Origin of the sequence: Aeromonas sp. QDB25 (genome assembly GCF_027707725.1) — a bacterium.
GTDB lineage: Bacteria > Pseudomonadota > Gammaproteobacteria > Enterobacterales > Aeromonadaceae > Aeromonas > Aeromonas caviae.
On the sequence record NZ_JAPCIZ010000084.1, the window covers coordinates 1 to 15,995 of the forward strand.

The 15,995-nt window shown below is 54.7% G+C and carries 13 protein-coding genes; 8 read left to right on the forward strand and 5 right to left on the reverse strand.

Translation table 11 applies throughout. From position 1 onward, the window contains the following. Positions 1 to 144 precede the first annotated feature (144 nt). From PG883_RS19830 to PG883_RS19865, 8 genes are all read left to right on the forward strand, one after another. Positions 145 to 576: a DUF6262 family protein gene (locus PG883_RS19830; RefSeq protein ID WP_270807788.1), complete on the forward strand. Its 432-nt coding sequence runs from the start codon at positions 145 to 147 to the stop codon at positions 574 to 576. Continuing rightward, complete coding sequence (locus tag PG883_RS19835; protein ID WP_270807790.1) at positions 570 to 2,828, forward strand: AAA family ATPase; 2,259 nt, start codon at positions 570 to 572, stop codon at positions 2,826 to 2,828. The genes PG883_RS19830 and PG883_RS19835 overlap by 7 nt, the downstream gene beginning before the upstream one ends. 344 nt (positions 2,829 to 3,172) lie before the next feature. Beyond that, a complete protein-coding gene (locus PG883_RS19840; RefSeq protein ID WP_270807791.1) occupies positions 3,173 to 5,368 on the forward strand; it encodes a type I restriction-modification system subunit M in 2,196 nt (731 codons plus the stop codon). Further along, the gene (locus tag PG883_RS19845) at positions 5,365 to 6,477 is read left to right on the forward strand and encodes a hypothetical protein (RefSeq protein WP_270807792.1); all 1,113 of its coding nucleotides are present in this window, start codon (positions 5,365 to 5,367) and stop codon (positions 6,475 to 6,477) included. The genes PG883_RS19840 and PG883_RS19845 overlap by 4 nt, the downstream gene beginning before the upstream one ends. Further along, complete coding sequence (locus PG883_RS19850) at positions 6,474 to 6,851, forward strand: hypothetical protein (RefSeq protein WP_270807794.1); 378 nt, start codon at positions 6,474 to 6,476, stop codon at positions 6,849 to 6,851. The genes PG883_RS19845 and PG883_RS19850 overlap by 4 nt, the downstream gene beginning before the upstream one ends. Continuing rightward, positions 6,848 to 8,191 carry a restriction endonuclease subunit S gene (locus PG883_RS19855; RefSeq protein ID WP_270807796.1) on the forward strand — a complete coding sequence of 448 codons (1,344 nt, stop codon included), beginning with the start codon at positions 6,848 to 6,850 and terminating at the stop codon, positions 8,189 to 8,191. Before PG883_RS19850 ends, PG883_RS19855 begins: the two co-directional genes overlap by 4 nt. Beyond that, a complete protein-coding gene (locus PG883_RS19860) occupies positions 8,188 to 9,090 on the forward strand; it encodes an FRG domain-containing protein (RefSeq protein WP_270807798.1) in 903 nt (300 codons plus the stop codon). The genes PG883_RS19855 and PG883_RS19860 overlap by 4 nt, the downstream gene beginning before the upstream one ends. 11 nt (positions 9,091 to 9,101) lie before the next feature. After that, the gene (locus tag PG883_RS19865; protein WP_270807800.1) at positions 9,102 to 12,173 is read left to right on the forward strand and encodes a type I restriction endonuclease subunit R; all 3,072 of its coding nucleotides are present in this window, start codon (positions 9,102 to 9,104) and stop codon (positions 12,171 to 12,173) included. 476 nt (positions 12,174 to 12,649) lie between these two features. On the opposite strand, the gene PG883_RS19870 is transcribed toward PG883_RS19865, so the two are convergent. From PG883_RS19870 to PG883_RS19890, 5 genes are all read right to left on the reverse strand, one after another. Beyond that, positions 12,650 to 12,919 (reverse strand): PapB/FocB family fimbrial expression transcriptional regulator, encoded by a 270-nt coding sequence (locus tag PG883_RS19870; protein ID WP_114523103.1) that lies wholly within the window; start codon positions 12,917 to 12,919, stop codon positions 12,650 to 12,652. Positions 12,920 to 13,231: 312 nt separating this feature from the next. Next, positions 13,232 to 13,618 (reverse strand): hypothetical protein, encoded by a 387-nt coding sequence (locus PG883_RS19875; protein WP_270807802.1) that lies wholly within the window; start codon positions 13,616 to 13,618, stop codon positions 13,232 to 13,234. Positions 13,619 to 13,758: 140 nt separating this feature from the next. Next, positions 13,759 to 14,700, reverse strand: coding sequence for a DNA cytosine methyltransferase (locus PG883_RS19880; protein ID WP_270807804.1), 942 nt, complete (start codon positions 14,698 to 14,700; stop codon positions 13,759 to 13,761). 166 nt (positions 14,701 to 14,866) lie between these two features. Further along, positions 14,867 to 15,535: a dihydrofolate reductase family protein gene (locus PG883_RS19885; RefSeq protein WP_270807806.1), complete on the reverse strand. Its 669-nt coding sequence runs from the start codon at positions 15,533 to 15,535 to the stop codon at positions 14,867 to 14,869. Positions 15,536 to 15,652: 117 nt separating this feature from the next. Then, positions 15,653 to 15,995, reverse strand: a 343-nt coding sequence (locus PG883_RS19890; RefSeq protein WP_270807808.1) for a VOC family protein, incomplete at its 5' end; no start/stop codon positions are given.

A 15,995-nucleotide genomic window follows, 5' to 3' on the forward strand; every position in this document is an offset into this window, starting at 1 on the left:
TCGAGACCCAGGGCGGTGAAGATATCAAAGACCCGTTTTCCGGTAAATCGCAATGCGGCTCCGCCTAAGTGAACAGCATTGCCTTCTGTAAAGGATTGCACAGGGACATCACACAACCACCAAACGAATCGACGGAGTTTGGGAATGAGTGCAACGAAAGGGTCCAATGGCATCAAGGATGGCCAGCTGAACGAGCAGCTCTTCATTGACTGGGTTACCCATGTCGATGACTTCAAGCCGTATATTCACCAGGGCGTGCTCAGCATCTCGCGGATCGCCCGCGAATGCGGCCTCAACCGTGACGTGTTCTACACAAATCCCGAGATCCGAGACCGCCATTGGCCTGCATTGAACAAACGGCTTGAAGACGAAGGCGTACTCAAGTCTCGTGTCGCCAAGCCGGTAGAGAGCATGCCAAGACAGCTTCAGCAACGCGCGACAAGCGATGCCCGCATCAAGCAGATCCAAGAAGAGAACGAAGCCGTCAAGGCGGAGAACCGCGAGTTGCGCAAGCAACTCGACAAGCTGAAGGGAATTGATGAGATCCTGCATACCACCGGGAGGCTTCCGTGGTGAGACAACCTATTGCCCGTCAGATGGCGTTTGTGCGGGTAATGCAGGTCCGAGTCCAGAATAAGAACGGGGTGATCTTCCGTGGTCAGAGGATAACGAGCGATGGAGAGATCCTAGATACACCCCATGCCCTGATCGTCAGAATACAAAGGCATTGGATTGGGGTGACGGTCTTGCCTGGCCAGTGGTGGAGCGTGGTTGGGCGGATCGAGACTCGTACCTTCATCAACAGCGGAGGCGTTGAAATCACCGAGGAGCAGATGGAGGTTGAGCCGGGCGATGCGGCCTTATGCAAGCCCTCGGCGGGCCATATCGTTGAATACCTAGCCCGCAATCCCCGGTTCGAAGGGGTCGGCAAGATGACTGCCAAACGACTTTGGGAGACCTTTGGTGACGCCCTGTTCGGCGTTTTGGACAAGGGCGACACGACAGCATTGGCGGATGTTATTGGCCCACAGAAGGCGACAAGGCTTGTTCAAGGATGGCAGGAGGAAGGGCTGAGCAACAGCCTGCAATGGCTTCAGCGCCACGGTATTGGGATCACGATTGGCCGACGCATCCTTGGCTACTTCGGCAGCGAAGCCAGCGAGAAGATTTCCGAGAACCCCTACCGCCTGTTGAGCTTTGCTGCGGGGTGGTTGGAGGTCGACAAACTCGCCATAGAGCAGTTTGGTGTTGAACGAGATGACGCACGTCGCCTCGCCGCAGCCATTGAGGAGACCGTCTATCGCCGGTTCAGCTTGGGTGATACCTATGTTCCGCGCGCGAATCTGGTTGCCGGCCTTGGCTCAATCCTGACGGGCGAGCAGCATAGCCGGGACCTGATCGAGAAGGCGATCGCGCAAAGCGAGGCAACAGGACGGTTGCTCTACGACCGCGCTGGCAATGCCTACAGCCTTGGTGCATCCATCCTTGAGAATAAGGTCGTTGATTGCATCAGGGAACGGATCGGCCGCAAGAGTCCCCCGTGCGACGTTGACGGCGTTATTCACGCTTACGAAAAACGTGAGGGCAATGGCTTCCGGCTGAACCAGGAGCAGCGTGAGGCCGTGCATTTGATTGCCAAGAACAACTTTGCTGTGGTGACGGGCGGAGCAGGATGCGGCAAAACAACTGCTCTCAAGTGCATCTATGGGGTGCTTGAGGCTCAGGGTTACGACGTTACTCAACTCGCACTGGCTGGCAAGGCAGTGAAACGGATGATGGAGGCAACCGGCCGTCCGGCTATCACGCTCGCCAGCTTCATCATGAAAATGAAGGAAGACGAAGGCCGCAATGAGGCTAATGCAATCGGTCGCATGGCGTTGGTGCTCGATGAGGCATCAATGGTCGATCTCATCAGTTTCAGTGGCGCCATCCGCTTTGCAAAAGTGGACACGAAGATAATCCTGATTGGCGACCCGCACCAACTTCCTCCGGTGGGTCCCGGCTTAATCCTGCATTGTCTGGCTGACATACCGGAGATCCCTCATGTCGAACTGAAGATCACCAAGCGCTTCGGCAATGGTATTGCCACCATCGCCAACAGCGTGAAGGATGGAGCGTTCCCTGCGCCTGAGCAATTCGCTCAGCAGGTTCGCTTCATCGAGGCGGATGAGGCAGATATGGGGCGCCTTGGGGCAAGGTTGTATCTTGAACAACCAGAGGACACTGTGGTTCTCTGCGCCACGCGAAAAGTGGCTGGCATGATTAACCAGATGATACAGGGAGCCCTGTCGCTGGGACGCAAGCCACTGCGTCTATGGAATGTTGAACAGGACATGTGGGAGCACACCGGGATCTATGAGAGCGACTTGCTGATCTGTACCCAGAACCATTGGAATATTGGGATTCAAAACGGCTCAATAGGCCAGTTGATAGAGATTCAAGACACGCTAACGCTCCAGGGCGAGGACGCCGTTGAGTCGCCGATACTGGGTTGGATTCTGTGGGACGATGGCGAGAGACGTCCTCTCCACGAAAACTTGCTGGATAGCCTGGAATTGGGATATGCGCTGACGGTGCACAAAGCACAGGGCTCGCAATGGCGGCGCGTAGTGATCTGCCTGCCGACGAAGGCGGGATCACGCTCACCGCTCATCGAGCGCAGCCTTGTTTATACAGCGCTCACCAGAGCGCAGAGCGAAATCATTGTGCTGGGTCACCATGCCCACCTTGCAGAGGCCGTTAGGCATCGGAAAGCCGCTGATAGGCGTAAAGTTGGGCTGCCGAGAAGGCTAAGTCAGATGTTAAGTGCCTATGGCAGATGCGAATAAGTACCTAATCTCTTTGCTACGCAGGGCGATGAGGATGAGTTCGGCCAAGCAATAGTGCTCCAGCAGAGTTGGCTAATACGATTGATTCAAGGTGTGAAATCTAATTGATTTATATGAGCTTTGTCTGCGTATTCGCCTTGTTGTCTGGTAGACTTGCGACGTATTAGGTCGACGTTAAGAAAAACAGACTTAAACAACAACTCCATGGAGCACGGAACTCTTTGTCACCGCCAATTGATGTGACCTGTAGCGAGTAAGAAAACCATCTACCCGGTTATTGAGTGTGCGTAACCCGCATAATCACAGAGCATGGCTGCGGCCAGAACAGAATACGGAACGATCAAATGAATACAGAAACCCACCGCCAGCTTGCCAATGATATTTGGAGCATCTGCAATCTGCTACGCGGGCCGTATAAGCGCAACGAATACCGCAAGGTCATCTTGCCACTCACAGTGTTGCGCCGTTTCGATTGTCTGCTGGCCCCTTCCAAGGCCTCCGCACTGGAAACATTCAACCAGTACAAAGGCAAGCCAGAAAGTATCATCCGAAGCGTGATGCGGTCGGCCACGGGTTATCCATTTTACAATCTGTCCAAGCTGGAATTTGCGCCGTCACAAAAAGGGCGCAACTCTCTGCTGGACGACCCCAGTAACCTCGCTCCCAATCTCAACAGCTACATCAATGGGTATTCCCCCAACATCCGTGCCATTTTTGATCATTTCAAGTTTGGTGAGCAGATCACCAAAATGGCCGAGAAGAACCTGCTGTTCCAAGTCATCCAGAAATTCGCCACTTTCGATCTGAGTTTTTCCAACTTGTCTGCCGACCAAGCGGCGATGCAGATGGGATATGTGTTCGAAGAACTGATCCGGATTGGTGCGGAACAGTCCAACGAGGAGGCCGGAGAACACTTTACCCCACGTGAAGTTATCAAACTGATGGTCAATCTGCTGCTGACTCCCGAACAGGACTTGCGACGCAGTCACGTGGTCAAAACCATATACGACCCAGCCTGCGGTACGGGAGGCATGCTTTCGGTAGCCGAGAAATACATCCGCGACCTCAACAACGACGCCAACCCATTGCTCTATGGCCAGGACTGGAACGACGAAGCTTGGGCCGTTTGTCGCTCCGATATGCTCATTAAGGGCGAGGATGCCGACAATATTGCACTGGGGGATTCCTTCACGAAAGATGCTCATGCGCGTGACGAGCAGGGTCAGAAACGCAGCTTCGATTACATGCTGGCCAACCCGCCTTTCGGTGTGGAATGGAAGCAGCAACAACGGTACATCCAACATGAGCGCGACAACCTGGGGTACCAAGGCCGTTTTGGAGCAGGCACTCCGCGCATCAACGACGGTGCGCTGCTGTTCCTGCAACACATGATAGACAAGATGCGCCCAGCTTCAGCGGGCGGCAGTCGCATCGGCATTGTGTTCAATGGTTCGCCCTTGTTCACCGGCGATGCCGGGGGTGGCGAGTCCGAAATCCGCCGCTGGATCATCGAAAACGACTGGCTCGAAGTCATTGTCGCGATGCCTGACCAATTATTCTATAACACCGGCATCAGCACCTATATCTGGGTGCTGACCAACAATAAAGAGCCTCACCGGAAGGGAAAGGTGCAGCTCATCGATGCCCGCAACCATTGGGTACCAATGGAGAAAAGCTTGGGCAACAAGCGCTGCCGCATTGGCGACCCTTCCGACAAGCCCAAAGACCCCGACTACATTGGCGACATCACTGGTTTGCACGGCCAGTTTCAGGAGGGAGCCTACCGCTGGGTGCTGTTTGACAAGGGTGGCAAGGTTATCACCGTCGCCGAAACGGCTCCGACGAGCGAAATACCGGATGGCCAGCAGTGGAAACAACTCGTGGTCAGTAAGGTGTTCGATAACGAAGACTTTGGCTACAACAAGATCACCGTCGAGCGCCCATTGCGTTTGAACTTCCACGCCACCCCCAAGCGGCTGGCCCGTTTAGAAGATGAAACAGCCTTCAAAAACCTCGTCACCAGTGCCAAGAAGGACGAAGCCGCACGCTTGGTCGATATTGCCGCGGGCGAAAAACGCCAGCAGCAGATTCGTGATCTATTGGTCGAGTTTGCCAATCGCTGCCCGGAGCAAATCAACGACCGCAAGGTGTTTCTGGACCGACTCAAACCTGTGGACCGCGAACTAAACGTGCGCCTTTCCGCCCCTGAACTCAAGGCAGTGGTCAGTGCGCTCTCCGAACGCGATGAAACCGCTGAAATCTGCCGTAACCGCGATGGAGAGGCCGAGCCAGATACCGAATTGCGCGATACCGAAAACGTACCAATGAAAGAAAGTATTCAGGCCTACTTTGAGCGTGAGGTGCTGCCCCATGTGCCGGATGCATGGGTCGACTATAGCAAGACCAAAATTGGCTACGAAATCCCGCTCAACCGTCACTTCTACCGCTATGAGCCACCGCGCGAGCTTTCGGTGATTGAGAGCGAAATAAAGGCTCTGGAGACTGACATCGTACGCTTACTCGGAGAAGTTACGTCATGAACCAGGAATTCCTACGCCCGCGTCTCGTGGGCAGGCGTTTCGATGAGCATACCCTGCCGCTAGACATCCTAAAGGATTTCTCCGCGCTGGAGGAGATGCTGTTGGAAGTCGCCAAGCGCCAATACCTTGCTACACACCCTGACCGCCAGCGCACGCCAAAGGGGTTCACCAAAGGGCTGGAGTTGCACCTGACAGCAGTGGAAGAGGGCAGCACCATTCCGGTGATTGCCCTGACCTTTGCCACTTTGTTTCCGTCGGCCGATGCTGAGTACTTTGATCAAGCCAAAGATGAGATCGTTGAAGCTATTGCCGCCGCCGAACAAGGGCGGCAGCCAACTTTGCCACCCGAACTGCTGCGTTATTTTGACCGCTTCGGTCGTGGTCTGCACGAAGGTGAAGCTATGGAGTTTGTCCGCAGCAACGGCCAGACCACGGCATTGACATCAGTCACGCGGGAACGCTTGCTGCGGGCCTCGCAGGCGGAAAGCTGGACTGAAGAAGTCACACTAAAAGGCCGAATTCCGGAAGTTGATCAGGCCGATCACGGCTTTGAACTGGAGCTACGCGACGGCCTCAAGCTCAAAGCGCCCTTACTTGAAGCGCATCGTAAGACAGTCCTTGATGCCCACTACAGCTATCGCTCTGGGATGCTGGTGTCTATCAAAGGCGTGATCCAACGTGACCGTGCCGACCGCCCCAAATGTTTTGAATCGGTCGAACACGTCACGCCGCTAGATCCGCTAGATATCGAAACTCGCCTCGAAGAATTAGCACAGTTGGAAGATGGCTGGCTGGATGGCAAAGGGCAGGGGTTGGAGCAGACCACGCTCAATGGCTTGGCGAAGGCATTTGATGAATATTTTGATCCCGCTCTGCCCTTACCGTATCTGTATCCGACGCCAGAAGGTGGCGTGCAAGCCGAATGGACGATGGGTAGTTGGGAGGTGTCGCTGGAAATCAACCTGCCGAGCTTGGCGGCCGAGTATCAGGCCGTACACCTTGCCAGCGGTGAAAGCCGTGAGATGGGGCTGTTGCTCGGGCCTGAAGATACCACTGGCTGGGCTGCATTAAATGATGTCCTTAGTAAGCTGCAGGAGGGCAATGCATGACACCAGACACCCTGCTGCTGCGCCAGATTCACCCCAGTTTTATTCAGGATGGCCGCGTCACCTCGCAGGCCTTCCGTCCTACACCTAAAGATGAGTTTTTGCTGTCAGTAGACGATGGCGACCGTGTCAGCGCCGAAGCCTCCTGGCAGCGCTTCACCGCCAACACGGCCTGCAAATCTGTCGGCGTGCAGGCCGTATCGCAGTCAGAATGCACTGCACAGGAACTCCCTGTGATCGAGGACGGCGAGCCCCACCCGGAGCATTGTTCCGTTGATTTCACTTCGTTCGATAAGAAAGCGATTGAAAAGAGAGCCAAACTGCTGCGCGCGCAAGCGGAAACGCGTGGTTGGTTGTTCAGGGAGGTAGTGGCATGAAATACGCCACGTACAACAAATACAAACCCAGCCCGATGGCTTGGCTGGATCAATTACCGTCGCACTGGAACTCTGCATCCCTTCGCTGGATGTCGAAGCGCTATGCCGGTGGCACGCCCGACAAAGGCAACGAAGCTTATTGGGAGAATGGCGACATTCCGTGGATCAATTCCGGGGCGGTGAATGAAGGCTATATCACCAAACCCTCTGAGCTGATTACGCGAGAAGGCTTCGCCAGTAGTAGCGCCAAATGGATTCCAAAAGACGCTTTGGTCATGGCGTTGGCCGGGCAAGGCAAGACCAAGGGGATGGTGGCCCAGCTCGGCATCCCGACGACCTGCAACCAGTCGATGGCCGCGTTGATTCCTGACCAACGGTTCACGCCTCGTTACCTCTATTACTGGCTCACTGCCAACTACCAGAACATCCGCAATCTGGCCGGTGGCGAAGCGCGTGACGGCTTGAACCTTGAAATGCTGGGTTCAATTCCTTGCCCGGTGCCCCCGGTCGATGAACAGCAAACCATCGCCCGCTTCCTCGATGCCAAGACTGCGCAGATTGACGCGCTGGTTGCGCAGAAGAGCCAGCTCATCGAAAAGCTCAAGGAAAAGCGGCAGGCACTCATTGCCCGCACCGTCACCCGTGGCCTGCCACCTGAAGCTGCCAAGGCTGCGGGGTTGGAGCCTCATCCGGAGATGATGGATTCGGGGGGGGATTGGTTGGGCGAGATGCCTTCCGGCTGGAAGATCATGCCACTACGACGATTGATCAAGTTCGTGAAAACTGGAAATACACCGAGTGGAGCAGAAGAATATCACTTCGAGGTCGAGGGTTTCAATTGGTACACCCCGAGCGACTTTTCTGAAGACATTTACCTGGGGCACGCAAACAGGGCGTTGTCAGCTGAAGGCAAAGCTGAGGTCCGTGTTTTTCCAGAAAAGACCGTGATGCTCGTCGGGATAGGTGCGACTATTGGCAAGGTAGGTCTGGCTTTGAGTGAGTGCTCATGCAATCAGCAAATTAATGCGATTGGCTGTGGCTCCGCGCTTAACCCTATCTTCGCAACCTATTACTTGAAGATTTTGCGTGACTTCATAGTGAAATGCGGAAAATTCACTACTATGCCAATCATCAATCAAGATGAAACTAAGAATCTTGTTTTTACTGTCCCTCCTCTTGCAGAGCAATCGGCAATTGCCACCTATCTCGATCATGAGACCATCGCAATTGACCAATTAATGAATCGCATTGACGAAGCAATCTATCGGCTCACCGAATATCGCCAGGCCCTCATCACCTCCGCCGTCACCGGCAAGATCGACGTGCAGGGGCTGGCATGAGCACGCCGTTTGAGATCGAGAGCTTTGATAATTATCTCAACACCATCCACAGCGAACTGGGGCAGAACGGCGAAGGTAAACGCCGTCTTTATTTTCGCGGGCAGAGCAAACGTGCAATAGATGGCTATCCACTGACACCCTCGGTGGCGCGCTATGAGCATCTGGGCAGCCTGAGCTTACCGGAGCGGGAGCAGAAGGAATGCGAGGTGCTGGATACTTTCAGCAATCATCTGCTGACCTATGTGCAGCACCGGCCACAGACTGCGTGGGAAGAACTGGCTATTGCCCAACACCACGGCCTACCCACACGCTTTATGGACTGGACGACCAATCCCTTGGTGGCACTGTACTTTGCCGTTCGCAATACAAGTGGCCGCGATGCAGACAGCGCGGTCTATGTGCTGATTTCCAACCCAAAGCGTTACGCTGATTTGAAACGCGGACAGGCGGCTCTTGTTAAGCCAGTGGGTGATGCCGCCACTGAATCCGCCACCGAGCTGGAAGACGACGTCTACGACGACTTCAGCACAGACGACGCCACTCTGGTCGCTGCCACCGCCGATACCACAACGCTAACCGATAGCATGGAGTTGAACGCCGATGTCGGCCCGCAGGAATTGCCGACGCCGTTCAAGATCAGCGAAAACATCATCTACGACCCGCCGCACGTATCACCGCGTATTCGTGCACAAGACGGTGTGCTGCTGGCCTGCTGGCAACCGATGCAGCCGCTGGACGAAAAGGACTATCTGGAGATCGTCATCAAGCAGGCGGCACATGAAGACATTCGCCGTCGACTGGACCAGTACGGCGTATTCGACAAACAACTTTTTCCCGACCTCGATGGCATTGCCAAGTGGCTGAAGTACCGCGCCTACGAGATCAATGGAACGATCTGAGGAAGACCCCGATGCCCGGCCAAACCACCGAACGAGCTTTTGAATTCCACGTTGAAGACCTGCTGCTCAAGCAGGGAGGCTGGTTGCCCGGCACCAATGCCGAATGGGACAAGGCGCGGGCGTTGTTCCCGGCTCGGGTTTTCGCTTTCATCGAAGCCACCCAACCCAAGCTGTGGGACGAAATGACCACACAGCACGGCTGCAATTTGCAACCCATGTTGCTGGATGCGCTGGGCAAGGAGCTGAATATCAAAGGCAGCTTGTACGTGCTGCGCCACGGCTTCAAGTTTTACGGCAAGTTGTTCCGGCTGGCCTATTTCAGGCCAGCCCATACGCTTTCGCCCGATGTGCTAGAACTGTATGCGCAGAACCAGCTCACCGTAACGCGGCAGGTACCTTGCCACCCCGGCGACCACTCCACCATCGACATGGTGCTGGCCGTGAACGGCTTGCCGGTGGCCACCATCGAACTGAAAAACCCCGGCACGCACCAGACCTGGCGGCATGGCATCAAGCAGTACCAGGACGACCGTGATCCGCGTGCGCCGCTGTTCGATTTCAAGAAACGTGCGTTGGTGCACTTTGCCGCTGACCCGGATGAAGTGTGGATGACCACGCGGCTTGCCAAGGAGAAAACCTTCTTCCTGCCCTTCAACCGGGGCAGTCATCCGGGGCAGATTCAGTGTGGCGCAGGCAACCCACAGCACGCCAGCGGCTACCGCACAGGCTATTTCTGGCAAGAAACCCTGCAACGCGACAGCTTTCTCGACATCCTCGGCCACTTCCTGTTCATCGAGAAGGACGAGCAAAAGGTGGACGACGGCCGGGGCGGAAAAAAGCTGGTCACCACTGAAAAAATGGTCTTCCCACGCTACCACCAACTGGATGCAGTACGCGCTCTGGTAGCCGCCGCCCGCGTCGAAAGCGCCGGTCACAATTACCTGATCCAGCACTCGGCGGGTAGTGGCAAGACCAACAGCATTTCTTGGTTGTCGCATCGGCTGGCTAGCCTGCACAACGGGCAGGATCAGAAGGTGTTTGACTGCGTGATCGTCATCACCGACCGCAAGGTGCTGGACCAGCAGTTGCAGGACGCCATCTACCAGATCGAGCACGCACAAGGCGTGGTCAAAGCGATCGACCAGGATGCTAAGCAACTGGCCAATGCGTTAATCGACGGCACCAAGATCGTCATTACCACATTACAGAAATTCCCGTTTGTGTTGCGCGGCCTACTGCACGCGGCCGGAGCCGAAAATCAAGACAAGGCCAATGACGAGGAAAAAGCGCAGGCCAAAGCATGGCAAGCAGCCATTGCGGCGCGGCGATACGCGGTGATCGTGGACGAAGCGCATTCCAGCCAGACAGGTGAAACCGCGCGCGAGCTGAAGAGTATTCTGGGCGCCGCAGCAAACGATGGTACCGCTGGCGAGGACGAATCCGACTGGGAAGATCACCTAAACCAGATCATGGCTTCACGTGGCCAGCAGAAAAACCTGAGCTTCTTTGCCTTTACTGCTACTCCCAAGGGTAAAACGCTAGAATTGTTTGGCAGGCCAGGTAGCAGTGGCATGCCCGAAGCTTTCCACACCTATTCTATGCGCCAAGCGATTGAGGAAGGCTTCATCCTCGATGTGCTGCGCAACTACACGACCTACAGCACCTGGTTCAAGTTCGTAAAGACGGTGGAGGATGACCCCGCTATCCCGAAGAAAAAGGGAGCTAAGGCGCTGGCCAAGTTTAAGGAGCTCCACCCGCACAACATCGAGCAGAAAACCGAGGTGATGATTGAACATTTTCGCGAGCATGTGCGACACCAGCTTGGCGGGCGCGGCAAAGCCATGGTCGTGACGGCCAGCCGCATTCAGGCGGTGCGCTACAAGCTGGCGTTCGAGCGCTACATTCAGGAGCAGGGTTACACCGACATCCGTTCGTTGGTGGCATTCAGCGGCACAGTGAAAGACCCGGATACCGGCGTTGAGTACACCGAACCAACTATGAACCCGGATGTTGTCACCGGCAAGCCCATTCCGGAAAGCCAGTTGCCTGAGCACTTTGGTTCCAGCGATTATCAGGTACTGCTGGTCGCAAACAAGTACCAGACCGGCTTCGACCAACCGCTGCTGTGCGCGATGTATGTAGACAAGCGGCTGGATGGTGTGCAGGCAGTGCAGACACTGTCCCGTCTGAACCGCAAGATCGCGGGTAAGGTCGAACCGTTCGTGCTGGATTTTATCAACAAACCTGAAGACATCTACGCCGCCTTTAAACCCTATTTTGATTCCACAAGTCTGCAGGAATCGGCCAACCCTGAAATGCTGCCCAGTATCAAGCACGAGCTGGATCAGCTACAGATTTACTACTGGAGCGAGGTGGAAGCGTTTGCGCGTATTTTCTACCGCCAGCCGGATAGGCAGAACCCCGCTGACCATGCACATATGCAGCGCCATTTGCAGCCTGCTGTGGATCGCTTCAAGGCCATAGAGGATGACGAGGTACGCTCCACCTTCCGCGACAAGCTAGGTGGTTATGTACGGATGTATTCGTTTCTGAGCCAGATTCTGCCCTACGCTGACCCTGACCTGGAGATGCTCTATAGCTACGGGCGATTCTTGCTACCACACCTGCCGCTGGACCGTGATAACACAGTGGTCAAGATTGGCAACGAGGTGGAGTTGCAGTACTACCGGCTGCAACGAGTATTCAGCGGACCGATTGAATTGATAATGGGCGAACCAGAAGGCGTCTATAGTCCCACCGATGTAGGTACCGGTAAAGCTAAGGAAGAAAAGGCTCCGCTGTCGGAAATCATTCAGGTGCTTAATGAACGTTTTGGTACCACCTTCACCGAAGAGGACAGGTTGTTCTTTGACCAGATCAAGGCCCGTGCTACCAGTAATAGCCAAGTGATTCAAACTGCAATGGCTAACTCACTAGACAAGTTTCAGCTGGGGGTACGTAAATTGATTGAGGACCTTATGATTCAGCGTATGGCTGAGAACGACAAGATCGTTACCAGATACATGGACGATGGCGAGTTTCAACGCACGGCGTTTCCGATCCTGGCAAAGGAAATTTTTTAAGCAGTCCATACGCAGCAAGCTTCTGATGAGGATGAAAAATGATGATAACTCGGCTGACACTTAGAGCAGCTAACAAAACTAAGATGATTCGAAAGATAGAGAAGCTAAAAAAAATATTTTGTTTCTAATGATGCCAATCCTCACATAAGCGGCATGACACGACAAATCATCAGTAAGACGCTCTGGAAATCCCTGCAACCACTCCAGGGTGGGATTGGCCGCGACCGACCGGAGGCATCACTTGAAAATGTAAGAAAATAGCTGTTTTTGCCCTAAAAAGATCATTTAAATAACATTCAACTATCAATTTGTAATGAAATGTGTGTATGAAATCTGCTCAGGCTGCCATTTTATGCGTCACACAGTCAGTCATACAACCTGACTGGTTTCAATTTTTTCTCCATACCTTTTTGGGCTGGGGTTCATCGGTGGCCGTTACACTGGTCGGCATTGACTACAGTGATGGCCACCCGGTGTCAGTGTCGGGGATCATGTGGGGTCCGCTTCTTTACTTCAGGAGCAGGGTAAAGCTCCTCGTGATAGAGGGACACGAGGTGTTTGACGGCCGCCTCGATCTCACGCAGTCCCGTCAGGCGTTTAGACAGAAGCCCGCGGTTGACGCCATGTTTCTCCGCAGCCTCCTTCTGAGTGCTGCCTAACACCATCACTTCATACATGGCCTGGATAATGGCGTCTGAGGTCATCTTGGTCAGCGCTATTAGCCCGTCGAATTGTTTCTTGTTCATCTACGAAGTCCTACAACAACCAACGGATGATAAGGGTCATATTCTCTCTCCGGTAAGCGTCCCTCAAAGTAGCTTGGGACGCCCCATAGGCAACATCGAGTATCCGTCCGGGCAGGACTCTGACCATGATGTGGTCGGGCTACCGGGCAGAGTACCCATCTATCATCCCTGCTAGGCCGGTCATAAAGCAAGAAAAATGACTAATAAAGGTCATTTGGTTGCTCGGAGTGGCAGTCTTAGCCGGACATTTTGATTCTGCAGCGTTAAAAATGAAAAAAGCCACTGTGTGTTGAACACGAGTGGCTTAGTGAGTTAATGGAACATCATGCCGGTCAAGGTCACGAGTTCACGTAAGTTGCTGAACAGCTGGCCGTGCGCTGCTTTCGCAGAGCTTGGCTCGCTGTCGAACATGCACATCTCTTTGATCACGTACCCTTTCATGGGAACGCGCTGGAGATAGCACAGAGCGGAGTTGTCCGCAGTGGTAATGGCACCGTTGAGCAGGGTCACCTTGAGGGTGTTAAGACAAACTCTATATTCGAAACCATCTCCTTCCCGAACAATGCTGTTCTCGGTATCGAGCGTACAGCGCCGTTGCTGACGTTTCAGCAGATCAGCGAGTTGAGCAGTGATGGAGGTGCAACCACCGGCGTTAAGCAGGTAGGCGGCGTTCAGTTGGCTCAGATTGGTGATGCACATAATATGTTTCCTTTGCCAAAAGGCATTTAGGTCCAAAAAGGACATGGTCAAGACCGGTCAGTTCTTTGATCGGGGGGTGTAGATCCAGAAGGATTGGAGCAATGCCCTCTCGGGTGAGAGGGGCATTGTGGGGGGCTTGCTTAGGCTGCTTTGTGGGTCGGGCCGCTGAGTTGCGAACCGGCACCACCAGACAGTGCTGCGAGCATATTGCTCCCGAGGGAGAAGCCAACGGCTTCGAACGGGGGGAAGCAGACACCTTGGCCCAGAACCTCGTGGGCGGTGGTGTCAGGCAGTCCGTCAATAATATTGACGGGTACCCCTTTTCCTCGTGCGTGCTCAAGCGGAGTGAGCAGACGAGAAAGGTCAGGGTTATTGCTGTTTGTTACAAAAGGCTCTGTCGATCTGCACTTTTGATAAGAGCGTCCCACAGTCCCATAACCTGTTGATTCACAGGTAATAAGTTGCCTCTTAAAACCTTTGCCAGCAGCCAAATCACGAGACTCCTTAGAGGCCAAGTAAGAGAACTCTCTCCAACGTGGATCCTCATCAGGTATGTCTTCGAGAATGTCGCCAACGCAGCTTTCCTTGACCTTGGTGGATACCAAGTTGCTGAGTACATCGCTCACCGCAGCACCCGGAGTCCTGGCAACGACACAGAGTCGTTGACGCTTCTCCAGACAACCAAACTCACTTGCATCAAGGACAGTCTCCTCTAGCACGTAACCTCGGCTGCTCAGTACCGATCTGATCACTGCCATCGAGGCGGTAGACCCATAGGGAACCACGTTCTCGATAATGCAGATTGCAGGATTCAGAGCGATGACTAAGCTGAGGTAGTGAAAGAAACATGCCCCAGCAGATTCGTGCTCCTCAGCGAACGCGAGTTTGTTTTTAGTGCGCCCAGAATTTGAGGCTCCGGTACATGGAATTCCTTTTCCAATCGCGATACTGTTGTTGTCAAAATGGCTAGTGTTAATGAGCTGGGAGTTATGGTGATTTTTGGTGTACGGAGGGATAAAAGGAGTGGCTATATTGCGGATTGATTTCTGTAAGAATCTCAATCCACAGAGGTGATATGCCATGAACTAGTGAAAAGCGCTCAGCTAACTCCATCAGTTATACAGTGACCATCTGGTTTGGCGACGTCAGACAATTGATGACATGAACGGCATATCGGCCTGCTGATAAAGCTCCACCTGGGTCAGATGATGCCGAGCACCTAAATGAAGGCGTGCACTGCTGCTGCCGTCACCACCTATCATCCGCCATCTTTTTACGGCGAGCCAACTCCCTCTCGCTCGGTTCAGTACTCGCGAACGAACCGGGTTTGATATCGCCATCTGGCACATAGGTACTCATCACCACGCCGGAAGCCGATACCCGGGTGCGGACGAGGCGCAGCGCCGCTGGTCTTGCGGCTTCGCCAAAGAGGCGCTTGCCACGACCAAGCACCAGAGGAAAAATCCAGATGTTGTACTCGTCGATCAGGGCGGCGGCCTGCAGGCTCTGGAGCAAGTTGCCGCTACCGATCAGCTGCATATCGGGGCCAGCCTGGGCCTTTAACGCGCCGATTGCCGACACGGCATCGCCCTGTAGCAAGCTCGAGTTGTGCCAGTGGAGCGACGTAAGGGTGCGAGAAGCGACGTGCTTTTTCGCTGCATTGAGCGTCTTTGCAATCGGGTGAGCGGCGGGTTGATAGGGCCAGTAGGCTTCGAATATCTCGTAGGTTCTGCGCCCGAGCAGCAGCTCACGCCCTCCGCCATCGAAACCCGCCGTCCCGATGTCCATGTCATCGCTGGCGTAACCTGCCATCCAGCCCCCCAGGGTAAAACCGCCGGTGGGGTCTTCCTCTCGCCCGCCGGGCGCTTGCATAATGCCGTCAAGTGAGACAAAGGCCGATGCGACGACTCTTCTCATGGAGACACTCCTGCTATAAAACTGTCTGGATCCTTGGGAAGGGGCAAGCTCTCGGGGCCGTCGAGCCGGCCCAGCGGTGCTGCCGACGGCCGTTCGAGAGCCAGCCCGTCAGTGGCGTCAGCCACGTACTGCCGCTTCGATGACGTCAACGTCGATCTTCTTCATCGACATCATGGCCACGAACGCTCGTTTGGCGGCATCGCCCCCCTTGGCCAGGGCCTCTGTCAGCACCCTTGGGGTGATTTGCCAGCTGATGCCCCATTTATCCTTGCACCAGCCGCACTCGCTCTCTTGTCCGCCATGGCTCACGATGGCGTTCCAGTAGAGGTCCGTCTCTGTCTGATCGTCGGTTGCTATCTGGAAGGAGAAGGCTTCGCTGTGCATGAAGAGCGGGCCACCGTTCAGGCCTATCCAGGCCACACCGAGGACGGTGAACTCGACGACCAAGGTGTCGCCGGCC